This is a genomic window from Halomonas sp. MS1, assembly GCF_024182575.1.
In the GTDB taxonomy this organism is placed as follows: domain Bacteria; phylum Pseudomonadota; class Gammaproteobacteria; order Pseudomonadales; family Halomonadaceae; genus Vreelandella.
The window spans coordinates 3,967,074-3,986,056 of the sequence record NZ_CP098926.1 but is presented as its reverse complement, the minus strand read 5'-3'; the positions used below and the strand labels follow the sequence as shown (position 1 = coordinate 3,986,056).

Here is an 18,983-nt window from a genome sequence, read left to right as displayed (position 1 = left end):
AAATGAAAAAATCTAATGAGTTGGGTGATGTAAAAGCAAACGGCAGTCCTCTGCAGCGGCTTAAGGGCTCGGTCGGCAAATATGAGCTGCCGTTTGAGTCTGTGGGCGCTGACGACTGGGAAGCCATGCAGGTGGAAGAGCGTTCTCCTATCACTCACTTAAGTAATGAGAAGGAGCCAAGATAGGCCCGCATTGCACATTCTATGTCAGTGAGCACATTGTCGGTAGGCGAGGAGCAGGGCGATGAAAGTGACTGAAAAAGTCGAAGTCGAAGCCGTCACTGATGTGGTGTGCGATGTATGCCTAACTACAACACGTGTAGCAGGTGAAAATTTTGAGTACGCCACGCTTAAGGCACATTGGGGCTATGGCTCGCAACACGACGGCGAACGCTATGAAGTTCACCTGTGCGAAAGCTGTTTTTTCAGCACGTTGGCTTACTTCAAACAAGAACGCCGTGTGCAAAATTTGTTCAGCTCAGACAGCGATAGAGATGAGGCCTTCAATACTGATGATCGTCTGGGGCTAGTGGCGACGGATGACTATTTCCGTGATAAGGGTGCATAAATCTTGATAAGTGGTTACGCCACCCTTTTGGACTGACTAGTGAGGGCTGCTATAGACAGATTTCGGCCCTAAGTGGTCATACCGAGAAATGCAGCAGGCGCGCGAGTTTGGACATGAAGCCTAATTAAAATTAAATCAGCGAGTTTTGGCGTATTTAATGGACTGTAATTGTCGGATAAACGTGCCAGTACGTTTGCCCGATCATAAGATGAGTAATCTAATACCTGTCCGTGTGTATAAGAAAATCAAGAGAAAGGTGTAATGCAGCACGCCTATACAAAAACTCACCTTGCCCCCTGTTGTCCGGCGTCTTGAGTTCGGATCACCTGTAGGCATTCCTAAACGTGGCAGAGGGGAGTCGAGATGGAAGATTTTGAGGACAACTATAATTCGGCGGTAGAAGCAGGTCAGAGTAACCTCAAAGCAAAAAAACTACTAAACAATTGGTGCTACCACGCAGAATTCGTAAGGTCCTCTGGCAGGGGAATGGTTGAAGCTGCGACCGGCCTGCCTATTGGCCACATGGGTGTCCAGTGCAAATTCTCCCAGAAGAACTCGATGCAATGTTGGTTGCTGGAGGATGCAGCCTACGATTTCTACCAAAACAACTGTAAGGGTTGTTCAAAAAGGCTTCCTGTTGGACTCCCCAATATCTTGGAATTCGTTTCGCCTCGAGAAGAAGCCGCTGAGAAGCGAAGAAAGGCACGAGAGGAAGAAGAAATCAGGAAAAAGCAGGAACAGGCTAAGAGGCTAGAAGAAAGAGAAGAGCTTCGAAGCCACCTTTCTTTGGAAGAAACCTTTGTGCTCGATTTGATCGATGAGCTCGATCAGGAAGTCATCGAAAAGAACGATCCACGGTTAGAGCAATTGGCAAACCTTGCTCCTGAGGCATTCACCAGGCAGGTGATCAATCATCTTCTACCCGCAGTGCTGCACGAACTCTTGCCGTATTCTATGCCTGCCGCGAAAGCTTTACTTCGGACCCCATTGGAACCGGATGAAAAGCTATCGGTGGCAGTACGTTTGGTTTGTAACTACGAGAAATCGTCTGCGGCTGTCGGAGAAGTTTTGACGGGAGCAGAAAGGCTTAACCAAGGCGACCTTGAAAAAGTTCTGCGCCGCTTCGTGTCGATGGCTTTAGGTCCTCCGCCCGGGTTACATTTCGAAGCGAGTGAGCCAGTTCGGCTAGATGCTGCGCCAATTCGCTCGCTCTTCCAGAAAAGGCAGGCTGACGTTTGTGAAATCGTAGATAAACTGATCAGTGACACAAACCCTTCGAGAATTGGTGCGGCGGTTGAAATTCTCCTCGCAACGGATGATGACGAACTGCTTGAAAGGCACTCCAGAAGCATCTTCGCTAAGCTAATGCGTCGGCGTAACCTTCTTCCAGGAGAGCGGAGAGATAGCAGAGTGCTCTATTATCTTCGAGAAGCGGCCTCAAAGTGCCTCGAACATCTTCCCGAGGAAACGGATAAAATCATTCAATCGTTCCTTGCAGACAACGACGATATGGGGAGAGAAGAGGCTTATAGAACTTATAGATCGGTACTTAAACACCGATATGGGGAAGCGGCCACAATCGGAACATCCGAAAGGATTGCTTTTAAGAGATTGCTTTGGGCTGCTGTGGAGAGCCCAGAGAACGGCATGCATGTTGCTGGACAATTCTTCAGGCACTCTTGGGACGAGTTTGCAGAGCTCGCGGTAGAGCATTTTGATGATCTCATCGGTGCTGCTGCTACTCTCAGCGAGAGGTATGAGGCAGTTGGGGAAAAGCATTCCTTAGAGTTACCTGACAATGCGCTCTCCCAAATGGAGAGAACGAATAAACGCGCCGCTATTGATGGTTTGCAAGGTGCACTTATCGAGTGGGCTATCATTGGTGCAAAATTCAAAGGGCGCGAAGGGATTGAAGAGTTCTTAGATCTTTACCGGAAATTGCCCGAAGACCAAACGCAAATGCGCGGAAACATGATCGCTCATGTTTCGAAACTATTGACGGGTGTCGAAAGCCTAACGCTAGTCCTTTCCGACTGGTATGGAGCCCTTATGGACGAGAGCGCCTTAGTGCGTGCCAGCGCGGTTATGGCATGGGAGGATGTGCCATACGACTTGGTGAAAAATTTTCCTGACCTGTTCTTCGAGGCATTTTCCGTCCTGCTAACAGATCCATATGTCATCGTTCACCGTTCTGCCGTTCATTCTTTACGGCGCAGATCATTTCCTGAAGCAAAACGGGGCCTAATCAAACGCGGTCTCTGGAATTTGATTGTTTACTACTCTAATGAAAACAAGCAGGAGGACTTTGTCGTTGACTGCATAGACGCCTTTTCCTTTCTTTGCCTTTCGTCTGAAGAGCGCAAAGGAAAATTTGGTCAACATCTTTCGGCTATCCTTCTAACCTTGGAGGGAAGCGCACTGTACCGTGCCGTTGACCGTTTGCACTACGGATTTGCGGAAGTTCCTGGCTTTGCCAAAGTGGCGTTGAAGGCAATTCAAGATGACTATACCCGATCTATTTCCACAGACGATTGCGCATCCGCGATCTTGAGAGCCCCGCACCAAGAGCTTCAAAATTGTTTAAATGAAATCCAAATGGCATTTAAAGGACTAAAGCCATATAGGCCTGAGGGCTTTGTCGAGGCTCTTCTCTACGCAGCTGCCTTAACAAAGGCGGGAGACCACGCAACTTCGGGGGCTTATTTTAAAGAATTGCTGGCTTATATTCCCGAAGAAGACCGAAACGAACTGTGGCGACTTGAAACCGCTTTGGTCGCGGTGGCTTCTGACATCGAACACTCAATAGAAAGTGGAGAGGCATTCTCTGAGCTTATCGAGCATTGGAGAAGTCTTCTATCCGACCTGGAGAAAGAGAATGAGGAACGAGCCAAACTTCGAGATTTTCCACCAGGCTTTTTCTTCGAGGATTGAAGTTGCAGCAGCTCTCTTAGACTCTCTACAACCGCCTAAAAATAACGTGGAGTATCTGAAAGAGGCCTGTTCGGCACTAGAGGGTATTATCTCAGAGATCAGCCGGGGCGATACAGAAGATCAGTATCGTGCTTACCTTACCGCAACGGAAATATTCTTGACGTTGGCAGAGTGGAAGCACGCTATCCGAAACGCCGAGCCTGATGCTCAGAGGTTCTTGGGGTCGGCAAAGATTAAGGCTTCGGAGGTAGATAGAAGTTCGAGCTTTGCAGCCGACGAACGTTTGTCCGCGTTTCTGGATCAGGTTGCAAGTCTTGAAAGTATCGACGGATTGGCTGCCTTGCAGGAACAGTTGAAACGGTGGAACTTACCGCTTCTCTTGTTTGCAGACCTACCGGCTCAAAGCTATCGTGGTCTGAGGGTTGCAGTCTCAGAGCACGCCTTAGAAGAGCCGGAGAAGCTCGATACTACCGTGGCCTTCCTGAAATTTGATATTGATGGAGAACCGGCCAAACAATGGAACTATCTCAAGCCTGGGACGGCTTACGACCTGACTATTGAAGTGCGAGTTTCAAATTGGCCAAAAGGTGCGAGTTTTCTATCGTTGACACCGGTGACAGTTGATTCCCGCGAACGAAACTGGTTGCCAACGTTCATATTCGAGAAACCCGATGGGGTCGGCCCCCTCGTTCTTACGGGGACTGGGCGTGCCGTGTTGGAGGTGGCCCACTCGTTCGGCTCAAGACCATACGAATTCCTGTACGCGGCCGAGTTCGACGACACGAGTGCTTGTCGAGACGTTGCTATTGTCGGGCATCGCCGTTTGCTCTTGGAAGGAACTGATATCGATTCAAATCCATTGACTGGATTTTCACATGTTGATCGGCACCTTCTAAGGATTCGCGACAGATTGAGGACCTTCCCTGGCTTGCTTCCGGGTGATGCTGCCAACACGATGATAGTTCTTTGTGGGTTAGGAAACATAGCTGCACAAGCTCTAAAAAATGGCTTGTTCGAAGCTAGTACCTCAGAGAAAAAGTTCCAAGAAAAAGTTACTGAGATGCTCCAAAATCGGAGCGATATTGGGGGGCATCTGCAAGGACATCCCGAAGCGGCAGGGGGGATCACTGACCTTGCATTTCGAGACATCCCTATCGAGTTAAAGGTCGAAAACAGTAAGGTCATTTTTCCGAAAGACTGCGAGAGATTTTTCAATCAGACAGCTGCTTACGCGATAGGATTGGGGAAGCGTATTGCAGTTCTGTCCGTGCTTGAAGCCTCGCATAAAACTTCACCGGTTGGCGTCATAGAAGACGATATAGATGTCTTTCCACACCAAACTGGCCAGTCCTCGATTTTTATTATCGTAGTTGTTGTCCGGGGCGGATTTCCTAAACCTAGTTCTTATTCGAGGTGAAGTCGCTAGTTCGGTGTGCATGCGGCCCTTGCGCACAAGCACCAGAAGAATCGACTTATATGGTTCGTTGAATCAATCAAATAACCAGTACAGTCACAGTGACGGCTAATGCATTGCGGCTGCGGCTTCATTCTATAGCCGCGCATGCTGTTGACGTTAATATGAGGGAAAAAGCATTGTTTGAGGAAATCCAAAAGCTCTCGAAAGAGCACAGTAATAACTTCCCTGCTTTAGCTGTGGTTGTCTTCAATACGTCGCATGCTCACATCATTGAAGCGCTAAGAGTACAATCTTATGTTGATGCGTTAGATGAAATAACAGGGGAACAAATTGCAGTGTTTTGGGCGGCGCTGCCGGAGGGTAGAGTAAAGCTTCCATCCTTTCCACCCGGCACTAACGGAATGATGCTACCCGTATATGAGGAATCATCAAGCAATAAAAGCCTTTACAGCTTTTTTGATATCGACGTCGGTCATCAATGCCTCCAATTAACAGGTGCATCATCAATAGAGTGTAGCAATTCGCTATAAATGATACATATTTAAGTGACTATCCCTTGCCACGTTGGTACCTGGGTTTTGGCTTTGATAAGCTGCCCATTAATCGCATAGAGATGGATTCGTTGGATCTCTGTAGATAGTTCTCTTGATGATCGCAGAAGTCAGTTTATTTAAGGCACGGCTCGGATAACTAAGATAACTAATATGGTCACTGTTGCATATTTTTTGCCATTCTCTCGGCCAAGGTAGTCGCTGACTTTTTGTAGAAACAAAATAGCACTGGCAGTTTACCATTTTGGGATATTTAGAGTCATAAGTTAAATTCGAGTGGGCCGGGCTTTCTAAGCCCGAGCCATACCTCCAGGGAGCCATTTAGCGTTCGTAGCGCCTCTGCGTGCTCAGGGTGTTCGGTCGGATCAATAGTCTCGCATCTGGCCTTAGCTATATCGATACCGACAAAATCATCAATCGTCTCTCTGCTGAATCTGTTATGCGGCGTGGTGACTCGGTCACCCCATGAGTGGCTTGTGCCTCGGCTCATCATGCGTGTAGCCATGAATGCGAAATCTTCGTCATTTTTGATCGCTTGTGACATCCATATTCTAGGTTCTTCTAGTGATCCCGAATATTCCTTCCACCGATAAAGTAAAAACACGAGATCCGCTTTGGTTTTCAGCGTACTGCCATCCGCAGCAAGGTTTCTGATCAACCGCAACCATTCAACTTTCATCGCCTCAACATCTTTCAGTTCAAGAGACGGATCAAAGGCGCTCGTCCTGTCCTCTGATTGATCTTTGGGATCATCGAGATGAATCAAAATCCCTGCGACAGATAATGCTTGAGTCTGGTGTAGCGCTCTGAAGGCGAGCTCTCCTCGTAGTTCCTGAGGTATTTTCTTCAAGAACCAGCTAGTGGCTCGCCATGCAGACACCCAAGGCGAATTAAACAGGCCTGCTTCGCCCGTCCCTGCCAGTTTTTCAGCAATTCGGAACATACCCGGTAGGATCACACTGGCGTTTTCAACTGGAAGCCGCTCGACAGACTCGTCGAGTCTAGCGGCGAGCCCAGCCAAGAGGTCTTCAGCTTCTATACCAGCGATGGCTTTATTAAGTTCTTCATTCGATGTTGTAGCATCGAGGAACTCGACGAAACGACGTTCTGATATTTCGCAAACAGCAGTCTGGAGTTCGAAATACCTTGGGAAGTAGCGCGGTGAACAAACCCGTTTTTCGGCCAGCCATATGGGGCGTGAGCCATCCCCGTAATTGGCTCCTCCATAGGCCCAGCCGATAGTAGGGAAGATGTCTTTGAGCACGTCTTTTATGATAGCGCGACGCCTCCCCGATACGATGTCGAGAAGCCTCTCTGCCACCATCTTTTCCGATTCTCGTCGTCCATCCCCCTGGAATCGCCTTTCTTGAAGAAGCACGTCCCTCTCTCGAAATAGAATTGCATACAAATCCGGCTCGAAAACTCGGAGTGCTTCCAGTACCAGGAAGTCGACTAAATTTACCTCAAGTATATCACCAGACACATGCAGCGGCAGGTGCACAGCAATCGAAGAAATTAGTCGACGAGCATCGCGCAAATTACACACTAGAGGTTGGATACATCCGGCGAAAGCATTGCCCCAACGCTTATGCGAGAATCCGTTTGCCTCTGTTGCGTAATGTCCCGCTAGCTCTGAAAGCTCTTCCCCGAAGATACGGTGTACCGTCGTTACCGGGACTGCTGGTAGGTCGAAGTTTGTCTGCACAATCTTCTCGAGAAAGGCGCGACCATCACCATCAGCGACCGGAGCGAGTGCCTGTTCTACAATGTTAGGCTGAAACAGCAATACAAATACTATATTGGGCAAATTGGCATTTGCCTTCACCTGTCTCAGGAGCATACGAATCTGCTCAGGCTCGAGCCGGTCTATATCATCGACGAAAACGATAAGCGGATGATCAAGCTCGCGAAGACGAACTTCCAGTGATTCACGTATCTTGCCGAGTGGGTCACTACTGCGGTCACGCCCGAAACTTGAAACCAATTGCCCCGCCCAAAACGCTACTACTGAGAGGGTGGCAAGAGCTCCCGCAATCAATGCTACTGTCGGGAGGTCGAAGCCTACGGCCGAGGCGAAGGCAATCAAGGAGGCGTTCGTAAGCATCGCAGAGATAATACTGCTCGAGCCACTGGCCTTCTTTAGCGGTGTGCTGCTCCCGGTAAGGATGGTGCCGTATTGTCGTAGCGCTTCAGCACGGGCGATAGCGGCCCTCGAATATTCGCTGCCTAGGCTATCTGCTATCTGGCCGAATAAGGCGCGTGCAATGGAGTCGCTGTCGCCCCATTGCCAGGGATTGAAGTCAAGCCAATCCGCGCCATCGTTTCTGGAGTCAAGTTTCTCGGTGATAAGATTCTTTAGGGATGATTTGCCGAAACCCCATCCACCTCGGATTGCGAACACCCTACCTTCGCGTAGGTTGAGTTCTGAAAGCACTCCGGCTATGCGGTTGGCAAAATCTTCCCTTCTCAGTCGATCCTGGGTCGCAGCTCGAATAGGCGCTTCTGCTCCAATTCCGCTATCTGTTCTTGTAACCTCTACGGCATTCGTACTGTCCTTCTGGGCACGACTGGCCCGCCACAAAGAAATGCGCGCGAACAAATTGGCCACCGGGCTATAGCTCATAGACTTCCACCTTTACCATTAAAGCGGCTAGTTCCCGGCTTCCAAGATAAAGAAGAGGGATCGAAACAGGCATCAATTATATTTCCGAGTTCCAGCCGTGAGCTGGCTGTCGAATGCCCTACGCGATTTTCATGGACTTCCTGGAACACATTCCCATTTCTTTGCCTCGTCAGACAGTTAGCTTAACTCTATCAGCATGGTTAGAGGTCGGCCAACAGAGGACACACAACATATTGCTGAAGAATAGATTGCTTCGTGCTTTTACCGTACTGTGTTACCTGAATTGTTTCCTCCAGGAGCACGATGGGATTTGCATATGGAATGCTTTCGAATCGATGAAAGCGGTTACACCGGCTTCGACCTGCTTAACCCTGAGCAACCGTTCCAAGGGGCGGGAGCCATCGCTATCGACGATGACCAGGCAAGAGACTTGATTCGGGAGCACTTTCCCAAGCTGCAGGCGAACGAGCTAAAGTATCGGGCATTAGCACGGCGCGAATCTAACCACCCGCGCCTGTTGGGACTTCAGCGTGACCTACTAACACATCATAAGTGCGTAACCTACGTCTGCAACAAGCGCTATCTTCTGCTACTGATGTTCCTCGACTACGCGGTCGAGCCGTTTTACTACAAGCGAGGAATTAATGTCTATGCAGATGGGAATAACTACTCGCTCGCATCACTCCTGTACATGACAGGGCCAACGTTCCTAGGTGAGGGCGCTCTTGACCGTCTACTAGCTTGTTTCCAACGTGCGATGAAGGAGAAAAGCTCGGAGGCTTTTACCGATCTAGTGGAAGCCGCTCGTGCCTCATACTGGCAGGAGCTGCCTGAAGCACTAGCGCCCTTGGCTCAGTTTGAAGCGCCGGAATGCCTTCAAGCGATCGCTACACCAGGCGTGACTACAGACGCCGCCCTCGTTGTTCTACAGTCGCTTATAAGCCAGATGGAAGTCATCGCAGATGGGCCCTATTGGGTCGAGCATGATCAGTCCAAGAACCTGCTTACCTATCACGACTTACTTCAGAGCTTCATTCACCATGAGGATGCGATTACGTTTCGCCAGTCGAAAATTGCGAGCATCACCTTTCCCCTCAAGCTCCAGTCGGTGACACAGGTCAACTCTAAGAGTAGTCCTGGGGTGCAACTGGCAGACGTAATGATCGGCGCGGCCATAGAGGCAGCAAATACGCTAACAGGAAAACGCGGAGGGGGGCTGGATACCGAGAAGGTTTTTGGCCCTCTATGCAGACCATCAGTTGATACACATGCTGCCTTCGATCAATTTCGAAGAACAGAAACGCTTCCGCCAGGGGACTCAAGCGGCTCAGGTTATCGACTATTTTGCTAAAAACTTTTAAAAGCCATAACGACTGATAGCTGATAGAAGTAACACTCGACCGCACGCAAATGAGCGAGAGGTCAATCAACACCGCTATGGACGCACCCTAAAGCGTCTTTCTATCTAGAGGGTTGCATGGCAAGCATTCATTCAGAGTACCAACGCTTCCTTTCACACTTGGCGCAGCGAGAGGTGCATGATGACGTTCGCCGGCTCGCGCACTTGGTGCTCAATCATTTGCAGCCACTGGCGGAGGTCGGTGCCGCGCGTCGCGGACGGTCAACGCGCCTTTCACCGCTGGCCGTGGCACATCTGGCGCAGATGCCTGTCGTATACGCTGAGGGTGCTCATGGCCAGGAATCCGGGCCATCCCTCGGGCGCCTGCACCTGCTCGAAGTGGGACCATTTAGGGGGTTCATGCGGCAGGAGACATTCGACCTCAGCCATGATATCACCCTGATCTACGGTGCAAACGGTACAGGGAAGAGTAGCTTCTGCGAAGCGCTGGAAGTGGCTATGCTAGGTTCAATCAGCGAAGCGCAGGTTAAAAGAGTGGATCAGCGAACCTACTGCAACAACGCTCGCCTGCGCCGCCATGTCGTTCCAGTACTGTCAGCGAGGGGAGCCGACGAAGTTGAGGTCGTGCAGCCAGACGAATCCGAGTATCGCTTCTGCTTCATCGAAAAGAACCGCCTCGACGACTTTGCTCGCATCGCCGCACGTACCCCGGGTGATCAGCGACAGCTTATCGCAACCTTGTTCGGCGTAGATCAGTTCAGTGAATTCGTGCGGGGCTTCAATCCGTCGCTAGATCAGAACCTGATGCTTGTCGGAGCTCAGGCGTCTCAACTGACAGTAAGCCGCCTACAGTTGGCGAACTCGGAACAGACGATCAATGCCTATCCGCAAAAAATCGCTGGGGTTGAGAACTTAGAGCGTGCTCTAGCGCAGCGTATGTCGCCGGGTGCAACGTACCAAGCTTGCGTTGACTGGCTGCTCGGCACCCCACAGCAACAAGGACGACTGCCGTATGTGCAAGCCCAGCTCGATGCCGTCCCACCCGCCATCCACGAGGTGACCCAGTCCCAGTTGCAGGCACTGCTGGCAGAGGCCTACCGCCTTAATGATTTATGGCAGGAGTCGTCCGGACAGCTCGCGAGCCGCGCCGGCGAAGTGTCGTATGCCAAGCTCTACGAAGCGGTGCTGGCCTTAGCCGATGGGGCAACTGCTTGTCCTGCCTGCGGAACAGGATTGGCTGCTGTGGCGCAAGACCCTTTTGCCAAAGCCCGAACAGGTCTGGAGCAACTTGCACAACTGGCCGCTCTTCAACAGCACGAAGCCAGCCTTCGGACACAGCTGAACGAGGCAGTGAGAGTGCTTTGGGACGAGATGCGTCGCGTAGTTAGGGTTGCTGCGAACGTATGTCCTGCAGACCTTCATACGGCTGGTCTTCCAGAGCTGCCTGCCTCGGCTACGGGCAACTGGCTTGGCGTTTGGGTTGATGGTAATCAGCTCGCTTGGAACGCTCTGCTGCGGATCGCTTATATCATCGAAGACATTGATGCGCAGGCTCGCGAAGTGCATAGCCAGCGCAGCACGCTGGCCCAGGAGCGGGACAGATTGGATCAGCATCGGCTTGAGGTTGAGCGGCTGCGAACGATGCGCACGACGGCGGATCAGGAACTAGCTGCTGCCCGCCAGACAGTAAACCAGTTCGATGAGGTGAATCGTGAGCTAATACAGGCCGTTGCGGCAGAAGTGTCGGTAGTTGAGCACCATCAACGGATCAAGGCGGCCTACGACAGTTTTTTGCCAGAGATCCAGAGCTACCTAGCCGCGTTGCCAGGCCTGCTGCTTCAAGGCCTGGGGGAGGAGGCCTGCAATTTGTACAACTCATTCAATCGCGGTGATCCTCCTAGCAGCCTGTTGCATTCGTTGTGGCTGCCAGTGGCTGAAAACGGCAAGATTGAAGTTGAATTCGCAGGCGAACCGGGTGTGAGGTATGACGCACTGATTGTCTTCAGCGAAGGACACATTAAGTGCCTAGGCCTGGCGATTCTGCTGGCCAAGAATCTCGCGCAGGGTTGTCCCGTGGTTATCTTTGATGACGTAGTCAATGCGATCGACGACGAACACCGCGATGGAATTTGGCGTACTTTCTTTGAAGACGGCCTGCTAGAAGGCAAGCAGGTTATACTGACTTCCCACGCTGAGGAGTTCCTGCATCGTATCCAGCAAGAACTGGGTGCGCGGCGCGCGGCGCTAATCAAGCGCTACAAGTTCTTGCCTCATTATGGCGAGCATGAGCTCCGCATCGACAGCGATCCACCCGTTAAGAATTACGTTCTTCTTGCTCAGCAGGCATTAGCCGGCGGCGAAAAACGCGAGGCACTGCGACAGGCGCGGCCCGCGTTGGAGAGTCTCACCGACCGCATATGGACTTGGCTGGGTCGGCGAGCCGATGGCCGCATTGAGCTCAAGCTTGGAGGGCCGCGCTCGCCATGGGAGCTGAATAACAAATGCGGCAAACTCCGGTCGGCTGTTGGCCGTATTGCTGCTCAGTATGTCGGCGCTCAAGATATTGTTACCGCACTAGAACGCTTGCTAGGCGTCGGTGCCGGAAGCATCGAATGGGGTTACCTTAATAGCGGTGTTCACGACTCTCAGCGCGATCATGAGTTCGATCATGCCACTACACGAACAATTGTCGAGTCTGTCACTGCATTAGATGCAGCGCTGGAGGTGCTATTAAAACGCTGAACGAATGGCCTCTATAAAGCTCAGGTGAGATGTGATTCTATTCCCTGTCATTCGAGAACTGAATCTCCCCGGGGTTCGTAGACTCCTTCAGGCCTTATTATGGCTACATCGCGCTATGTAATTGAGTTGCTTAGCGGCATCATCAAAAGCCGTCACATCAAGTCCAAGGAAGAGCTGGATGCTGAAGATTTTCAACATCTCTAGATCGCCAAAGGGTGTTTAAACTCTGCTCCAGTTTGGCACCTACTATCACAGATATTAATGAGCGTTGCTTCACCGTCCGTTTTGGCTGAGGCTGTGTGAAAACGTGATGGTCGCTATACTTTGACGAGGTTCGCTGAGGAAATAGTGATGAAGCGATTCGTGGTAGGCGAGGCTCGAAATCAAAGTACGTTATTCCCTGCGCTTTTGGACGACTTCATCGCAGACGATAACTCTGTCCGTACCATAGAGGCGTTCATAGAAGGTCTCGATCTCAGAGGGCTTGGTTCCAAGGGCGTCGATCTGCATGCAACAGGTAGGCCCGCCTATCATCCCGCTGTACTCCTGAAGCTCTATATCTACGGCTACCTTAACCGCATCCAGTCAAGTCGCCGCCTAGAGCGCGATACGCAGCGCAATGCCGAGCTGATGTGGCTGACAGAGCGCCTGACACCGGATTTTAAGACGATTGCAGACTTCAGAAGGGACAATGGGGATGCCATCCGCCGTGTGTGTCGAGAGTTCATCGTGCTTTGCCGGCGACTGGGGCTGTTCTCCCAAGCCATCGTAGCCATCGATGGCAGCAAGTTCAAAGCCGTCAACAACCGCAATCGCAATTTCACAGTGACCAAGATGAAGCGTCGCCTTGAGCAGATCGAAGAAAGCTTCAGCCGGTATCTTGGTCAGCTAGATACAGCCGACCGCGCGGAGCCTGCTCTGGCCGAGGCTAAGACGGAACACCTGAAGGAAAAAATCATAAAGCTAGGGGAAGAAACGACACGATTACAATCAGTTGAGGAACAGCGGCTACAATGTCCGGATCAGCAAGTATCTTTGACGGATCCAGATGCCAGGGCGATGGCCGCCAGTGGCAGAGGCACCGGGACAGTAGGCTACAACGTGCAGACAGCTGTTGATAGCCAGCACCATCTGATTTTGGCCCATGAGGTGACCAACGTCGGGCATGATCGGGGACAGCTCTTCAATATGTCGAAGCAAGCTCGTGAAGCCACTAGCATCAAGGAGCTGAAGGTCGTGGCTGACAGAGGCTACTTTAAAGGCGAGAAAATTCTCGACTGCCATAAGGAAGGGATAACTACCTATCTCCCCAAGCCGATGACATCTCCAAACCAGGCAAAGGGCTTTTTCCCAAGAGCCGCATTCCGGTACTTGCCTGAAAGTAATGAATATTCCTGTCCCGCTGGGCAGAGGCTTACGTGGCGCTTCGAAACGATAGAGAAAGGGATGAAGCTGCATGCTTACTGGAGCTCAGCATGTGCAAGCTGCTCCATCAGAGAGAAATGCACGACGGGCAAGCAGAGGCGAATCAAGCGTTGGGAGCATGAAAATGTGCTTGAAGCCGCGCAGTCACGTCTCGACTGGAATCCAGAGATGATGCGCCTGAGGCGACAGACGGTGGAGCATCCATTCGGCACGCTGAAGGCTTGAATGGGGGCGACACACTTCACGACAAAGCGGTTCAGAAATGTGAGCACGGAAATGAGTCTTCATGTGTTGGCGTACGACCTGAAGCGCGTCATAAAGATCTTGGGAGTTAATGAGGGCTGCGAGGGCGTAACAGCCCTTTTTTTCTCTGCCTTCTAGGGCCGTGGTCACGAATGTAGTTGGTTTCTGATGATTCTATAATTGTCACATCTCACAACAGCAGCGGTCGGCGATTATCGTAGCAATGGCTCAGGAGGGGCCAACGGGCAGCTGAAGGGTACTATTTTTGAGTCAGACCATATTTTTTCAGTTTCCACACGGCCAGGACTCAAAGCGGCCCTCCCGGCAAAGGCGGCATGCGTGTTTATTGGTGTTATATCGCAGCATCAATGGGGATTTTATAAAAATCAAAGGTTTGATGTGGCGGTATAAGAACATTGAGCGTGCACGCTCGTTCAAGTGGGAAAACGCGCGTGCTACCTAATACCTGTAAGGCATAGGAAACCATGGAAGAACTCAAGAGCCTCGATGAGCTAACCGAAATGGACGAAAAGCACCGTCTCATGGGTGCGGTTTGTGGTGGTGTTCCTAGCCTGGAAAAGATGCACGATTTCTTATCGCAAGAGCGTCTAAATCGCCAGGTCCCTGAGGAGATTAAAGGGCAGTTCAATGTCGCAAAAAATATGGCGCTTTATAGCTACTATTTCTATGCGCTGGCTCCGGAAGTGCATTTGAAAATCTATACCCTGATCGAGTACGCCCTCAAGCTCAAAGTGAAGCCTGAAAAGCATATGATGCTAGGCAAACTTCTCCGGGTCGCGCTTACTAATGGTTGGGTTTCTGACGCCGGATTTCGTCACATTGAGAACCCGTCACCAGACAACGAATGGTGTAAAGCGATGCTCAAGGGTATTCCCGATCTAAGAAACTCCCAAGCTCACGGCTCATCAATGTTGGCGGGCGACTGTCTGCACCACATCACAGTCTGTGCTGACTTCATTAATCAGCTCTTTCCTCAGGAGGAGTGCACGTAACACCTATGAGCCTTCTGTCTGTCAATAGGCCGTAGTATTTTTATTGGCCGCGTAAGCGGTCAATATCAAGTCCCTGAGCCAGTGATCCTACTTCATCTGTCATCGTTGGCTGTGAGTGGCTTACAGCAAACACCTATTGAGGCTCTCTTAACGTGGTGGTTTACCACTGCAAAACCGGGTTGCTCCTTGCAGGTTGGTCTGGGGCACTAGACATTCATCGGTTAACCAGCATCTGTCCTATTCAAAAAGCGGGTTACTCTACAGTCCCAGTTAGTTTCAGGTTCAGCGCCGGTGTAAGCCCACTCGCTCAGGGTGTTGATGCACGCCAGCAGGATGGATAATCAAAGCGACGGGCTTCGAGTTGGGTGTAGAAGTCGGGTTTCAGATCTCAAGATCAGTCAGCAGACACCCTGTTTCAGCACACTCCATGATGATCCAGTTAGACGTTGATCATCATCCTGCTGCGTGACTAACTCGTTAAAAAGCGTTGTTCATCAAATACCTTTTCGTTCTTTAACATGAAATAGGCTGCACGCCCCAACTTGTGGGCCAGGGCCGATAAGGCTTTGGCTTTACCCATGCGTTTCTGGAAGCGTTGCAACAGCTTTTGTGCACCTGGATTACCGCGTAGATAAAGCACCGCAGCCTCAGAAAAAGCCCACTTTAGATGGGCATTACCAATCTTGTTGCCCTGGGTGCCATAGGTCTTACCGGCCGATTCGGCTTTGCACTTGATCAGTCGGGAATAGGAGGCAAGCTTCTGAACAGATTCAAAACGTCGAATATCACCCACTTCAGATAGAGTGGTGAGGGCCAGAATACGGCCAACGCCGGGAATGGTTGTTAATAAGTGGTAGTAGGTAGGCTGATGCTTTTTAGCCTGCTTTTCCAATAGCCATTCCACCTGGCTTAGTTCCCGGTGGTAGCACTCTAAAACGGCCATATCTAGATCGATATTGCGCTGAACAAACGGGTCATCAAAGGTTCTGCCCAATTGTTCTCTGGCACTGGCATTTTTTAAATTGACCTTGTTGGGTGGCAGGTTGTACTGACTCGTTGTGTTGGCAACATGAGCTTTGAGATCAGCGCCGTGGCGAGCGAGCCCAGTTCGGCGGCGAAGCAGGTCACGGGTAGCTCGCATGTTGCGTGGGTAGACATAAGCGAGGGGGAAGTTGCCACCGCGAATAAGCGCGGCAATTTTGTAAGAATCCACGCGATCATTCTTGGTTTTACCACCATGAATGGCCTTCATATAAAGGGCATGACCGAGAATGAAAGCAATGCCGTGGTCTTCACAGAAATCAGCGACCCAGTACCAGCAGTGCATGCATTCGACGCCGATCACTAGATCATCCAGGTAGGTGTCGATTAGCCGAAGTAGAGGTTCTGGGCTAGCGGGAATCTCTTTATGCAACAGGGTTTCTCCCTGTTGATTGAGGATACAGACATAAAGGCCATAAAGGCCATAAAGGCTTCTGGCATGTAGATCAATGACACAGTAGTGACGATGAGTGCTATTGTAAAAGTTCATTGAGTCTTCTCCTGCTAGGTTTGGTCGCCTTTTCAGCTTAGCCAAACGGGCTGAGCTGGGGGAGAAGGCTCAATGAGTATCAAACCGCGTAAGGCGGACGCCCCCGACGGGCCGCCGCGTCGCTCTGCGTTATGCATGAATAAAAGAACTTAGCGTGCCGAAAGATGATAGCTAAGCATTGAACACCTGGCCCAGATCTACTAGGCCAGGGTGTCAAGCCGGAGAAACGGCTGCCGTTGAGAGCCCAAACGAATAGATGTAGAGGTTGCCAAGCATGCAGGCTAGAGACGTATTTCTTACCCAGCTACTTCAGGGACCCAAGCAGTTCCTGATTCCAATATTCCAGCGCAAATATAGTTGGCAGGAGCCGCATTGCCAGCAGCTATTTCAAGATATCCTTCGTTCTGGAAAGTACCCGCGTGTCGAGAGCCACTTCACAGGCTCTTTGGTGCTGATACCCAACCATCAGACCATGGCGAGTATTCCCCAGTGGCAGGTGATCGACGGGCAGCAGCGCCTCACCACTGTTACTCTCCTCATGGCCGCCCTGGCCAAGCGTGCCGCTGATCTTGGTGTCGAGCAGGTCGGGATGACGCCGCTCAAGGCAATCCATGGGTATTTTCTTACCAATGAGTATGGTCAAGGTGAAGCTGCCTATAAGTTGCTGCTTACGAAGGGAGACTGTGAAGCTCTTTGTGCCGTGATAGAAGGGAAGCCCCCGAAGAGTACTCACAGCAAAAATATTGCAGAAAACTTTCAGCTGTTCTGTGAATGGCTAGTTGATATCGAAACAGTTGAACGGGTTTTCCAGGGTTTTCAGAAGATCAAGGTTGTAGAGGTCGTTCTTCAACAGGGACAAGATGATCCGCAGGCAATTTTCGAGAGTTTGAACTCGACAGGTGTGGATCTAAGCCAGGCTGATTTGATCCGCAACTATGTTCTGATGCGCCAGCAGTACGAGGCGCAGACTAGGCTGTATCTCGAATACTGGTACCCAATGGAGCAGCTTTTTGGAAGCGATCGAAGCTACCGCTTCGATCGCTTCATTCAAGACTTCCTGACGCTGGAAACTGGAAGTAGCACCTTGCTTCGCTCTCAGGATGTCTACAGCACTTTCAAGATTTGGTTCTCCGATCGGCTTGAAGACCAGGACGCCGAGGTGTCGCTGAAACGGTTGCTGAAACTGGCGCGCGCTCATGCTGCCTTTATGTTCGGGGAAGAGCAAGACAAGTCGCTGCTAGAGGCCTTCAAGCGTCTTCGCTCGCTATCTGAAGTTGTGTCACCAACCATCATGCGCTTGTACGATGCCTACTCTCCGGGAAGCGGAGAGAGCTCGTTAAAGAAAGCAGAGTTTCTCCAGGCCGTTGACTGCTTGGAAAGCTACCTGCTGAGGCGTCAGGTATGCGGGATGCAGACCCGGTCTCTCGGTAATATTTTCGCCAACTTGGCACAGCAAATTGAGATGGAGAAACCGTTTGAAACCTTTAAGGTAGCACTGGCCAGGTTTAAGCGAAATAGTCGCTTCCCGTTGGATTCAGAGTTCGAGTATGCCTTGAAGAATCATGAGCTGTATGGGCTTCGCATACTCAAGTTCTTGCTATCTAATATTGAGAACAGAGGCAGCAAGGAGAAGATCGCTACGAGCAGCTTCTCGATCGAGCACATCATGCCCCAAAATGAAAATCTTCGTGCCGAGTGGCGGAAGATGCTGGGTAATAGCTGGAAGGAAGTTCAGCATCAGTGGGTTCACCGGCTGGGCAACCTGACGCTTACGGGATACAACCCGGAGTACAGTGACAGAAGTTTTGAAGATAAAAAGTCTATCGACAATGGCTTCAATGACAGCCCGCTTCGCCTTAATCGTTATGTGAAGGAGCAGGTCGAATGGAGCGAGCTTCAAATTCAGGAGCGTGGTGAGAAGCTCGCTGCAAAGGCGATCAATATCTGGTCTGCACTAGATGTAGATAGCAAGCTGGTTGCCGAGTATGAGCTAAGGGACCGTCAGGCACGTTCAACTCAGTGTGACATCGAGAGCGTGCTTGGGAAGCGTAACGTGAAGCTTTATGACGCTTTGCAAGAGGCAGTATTGGCAATGGGAGACGATATCACGCCCATTGTCAGCAAGAAGAACGTGACGTTTTACACTCTAAGCGGCTTTCTTCAGGTAGTTCCTAGGTCTGGTTATCTGGGGCTTATTATGGCGGTAGAGCAGGAAGAGCTCGACCCGGAGCTGGCACAAGAAGTCGATCCTACACACCAGTGGAATTATATCCGGCATGGCAACTTGAGTGGCGTCTACAGTTGGGTTGCTAATGGAGAGCATATCCAAGAGGTGCTGCCGATCATCCAGCAGGCCTACGAACAGGCACTGTCTTGAGGGGTAACACAAGCTGCCAGCCACGCTCGCCCAGGAAGTTCGCAAGCAGGTGCAGCACTATTTGCAGGCTGCGCAACCAAGCTAAGGAAAAGGCCCTGGAGGCCTTCTTCAACGACCCCGAGAATGGCCTGTTCAGGGGCCCTGGTTGCCGCCCCTCGCTGACTCGCATCAGTGGACTGGAACCGAGTCGCGTCGGTGAAATC

General features: G+C 51.0%; 11 protein-coding genes and 1 pseudogene. 10 read left to right on the top strand and 2 right to left on the bottom strand.

Annotated features, from left to right (window positions below):
• Positions 1-2: 2 nt before the first annotated feature.
• The 5 genes from NF683_RS18440 (at position 3) to NF683_RS18420 (ending at position 5,445) form a co-directional block, all read left to right on the top strand.
• Positions 3-185: a hypothetical protein gene (locus NF683_RS18440; RefSeq protein ID WP_253920676.1), complete on the top strand. Its 183-nt coding sequence runs from the start codon at positions 3-5 to the stop codon at positions 183-185.
• 58 nt (positions 186-243) lie between these two features.
• Positions 244-567: a hypothetical protein gene (locus NF683_RS18435; protein WP_253920675.1), complete on the top strand. Its 324-nt coding sequence runs from the start codon at positions 244-246 to the stop codon at positions 565-567.
• A 363-nt stretch (positions 568-930) separates the two neighbouring features.
• Positions 931-3,498, top strand: a complete 2,568-nt coding sequence (locus tag NF683_RS18430; protein WP_253920674.1) for a complexin/synaphin family protein — start codon at positions 931-933, stop codon at positions 3,496-3,498.
• Complete coding sequence (locus NF683_RS18425; RefSeq protein WP_253920673.1) at positions 3,443-4,915, top strand: hypothetical protein; 1,473 nt, start codon at positions 3,443-3,445, stop codon at positions 4,913-4,915. Before NF683_RS18430 ends, NF683_RS18425 begins: the two co-directional genes overlap by 56 nt.
• A 176-nt stretch (positions 4,916-5,091) precedes the next feature.
• On the top strand, positions 5,092-5,445 hold the full coding sequence (locus NF683_RS18420) for a hypothetical protein (protein ID WP_253920672.1): 354 nt from the start codon (positions 5,092-5,094) through the stop codon (positions 5,443-5,445).
• Positions 5,446-5,725: 280 nt separating this feature from the next.
• Here the strand turns inward: NF683_RS18420 and NF683_RS18415 are convergent, their stop codons facing one another.
• Positions 5,726-8,089, bottom strand: coding sequence for a KAP family P-loop NTPase fold protein (locus tag NF683_RS18415; RefSeq protein WP_253920671.1), 2,364 nt, complete (start codon positions 8,087-8,089; stop codon positions 5,726-5,728).
• Positions 8,090-8,405: 316 nt separating this feature from the next.
• On the opposite strand from NF683_RS18415, the gene NF683_RS18410 reads away from it, so the two are divergent.
• The 4 genes and pseudogenes from NF683_RS18410 (at position 8,406) to NF683_RS18395 (ending at position 14,872) form a co-directional block, all read left to right on the top strand.
• Positions 8,406-9,440, top strand: a complete 1,035-nt coding sequence (locus NF683_RS18410) for a DUF3800 domain-containing protein (protein ID WP_253920670.1) — start codon at positions 8,406-8,408, stop codon at positions 9,438-9,440.
• Between the two features lie 126 nt (positions 9,441-9,566).
• Positions 9,567-12,191, top strand: coding sequence for an AAA family ATPase (locus NF683_RS18405; RefSeq protein ID WP_253920669.1), 2,625 nt, complete (start codon positions 9,567-9,569; stop codon positions 12,189-12,191).
• A 351-nt stretch (positions 12,192-12,542) separates the two neighbouring features.
• A pseudogene (locus tag NF683_RS18400) lies at positions 12,543-13,997 on the top strand (IS1182 family transposase).
• A 347-nt stretch (positions 13,998-14,344) separates the two neighbouring features.
• Positions 14,345-14,872 (top strand): hypothetical protein, encoded by a 528-nt coding sequence (locus NF683_RS18395; RefSeq protein ID WP_253920668.1) that lies wholly within the window; start codon positions 14,345-14,347, stop codon positions 14,870-14,872.
• A 469-nt stretch (positions 14,873-15,341) separates the two neighbouring features.
• Here the strand turns inward: NF683_RS18395 and NF683_RS18390 are convergent, their stop codons facing one another.
• A complete protein-coding gene (locus NF683_RS18390) occupies positions 15,342-16,403 on the bottom strand; it encodes an IS110 family RNA-guided transposase (RefSeq protein WP_253920667.1) in 1,062 nt (353 codons plus the stop codon).
• 274 nt (positions 16,404-16,677) lie between these two features.
• Between NF683_RS18390 and NF683_RS18385 the strand changes: the two genes are divergently transcribed.
• A complete protein-coding gene (locus tag NF683_RS18385; protein ID WP_253920666.1) occupies positions 16,678-18,780 on the top strand; it encodes a DUF262 and DUF1524 domain-containing protein in 2,103 nt (700 codons plus the stop codon).
• Positions 18,781-18,983: the final 203 nt, after the last annotated feature.